The 1,062-nt window shown below is 40.8% G+C and carries 1 protein-coding gene; it reads right to left on the bottom strand.

What is annotated here, in order from left to right:
- Positions 1–297: 297 nt before the first annotated feature.
- Complete coding sequence (gene xrtG, locus WEIDD23_RS00395; protein ID WP_062358614.1) at positions 298–897, bottom strand: exosortase family protein XrtG; 600 nt, start codon at positions 895–897, stop codon at positions 298–300.
- Between the last annotated feature and the right edge of the window lie 165 nt (positions 898–1,062).

The raw sequence follows: 1,062 nt of genomic DNA, 5'->3' as shown, positions 1-1,062 counted from the left end.
CAACGTAATCATGATTTTTTCAAGTGGATACGTCCCGGTGATGACTGAGGTCACACACTGGGCCAACGTATCTGCGGAATTATACACGGGAATTACAACGTCAATCATGGGCAAAAAAGACCTGATTAGTTAGTTGGCTTCGACGATGAAAATGTCGCTTTAACCAGTTGATGACAATTTTAAAACTCAGCTTGACATAAACTGCAAAAATGGGAATCACTTCCACTAAAATCGGCAATAACAGCCATACGCCAATAAATAGAAACTGGTTTGCAATCGCTGTTAACAAACCTCGCATCAAGCACCTCCAGTCTTGAAATCAAATCGGCCAATTTTAATATGTAGCACTTGCGAACGGGTAAACACATAAAAATAAAGGATGATGGTCAATACATAAAATATTAAACGCCCAACAATTACATGCGCCCAAATCAATGATGGCAATCCTAAGAAATGAATAATCAAGGCAGTTACTGTCAAGCGCAACATATTCGCCAGTAACAAATAAATCACCCCGAACCCTAACAACTTTAAGCGCTGTTGCAAATTTTTAAAGAAAGGAAAAAACAGTACAAGCGCGATGTAAGCTGCTAATTCGATTAGTGCTGAACATTCGTAGGTGATGAAAAGATTAATAGCACTTTGACCGCTCACAATGTGAATAATACCTAACGTCGGCGCGACGGTGTAAAAACCAGTTAACATGCCAACAACGCCCGCCCCGCTTGTATTGAGACGCATTAAAAAACTAATGACGTTATTATTCGCCAACGAAATAATGATAAAAAATGTTCCCACAACACCTAGCACCACGTATGCTGCCGACCAGCCAATTCTTTTGAGGACACTTAGCACATAAAGCCACGCACCCCCGAGTAGTACTATTAACCAAAACATATGACTTACCTTCTATGTGATTGGAAAATTAGAATTCCAAGCACTAACACAATTACACCGCCGAGCGCTGCCGCAACCATTGGTGCAGTTGATGCACCCGATACAACTACCGATTGATCACCTAAATTCGCATTTGTTAATTTAATATCACCAACTAACGCCGGG

The organism is Weissella sp. DD23 (assembly GCF_001579105.1).
GTDB lineage: Bacteria > Bacillota > Bacilli > Lactobacillales > Lactobacillaceae > Weissella > Weissella cibaria.
Note: the sequence above shows the minus strand (reverse complement) of the source record. Positions and strands in the feature narration are given on the sequence as shown.

What these genes read in the sequence shown, in the direction of transcription:
- xrtG (WP_062358614.1), bottom strand. Translation starts at nt 897, where the DNA reads ATGTTTTGGTTAATAGTACTACTCGGGGGTGCGTGGCTTTATGTGCTA.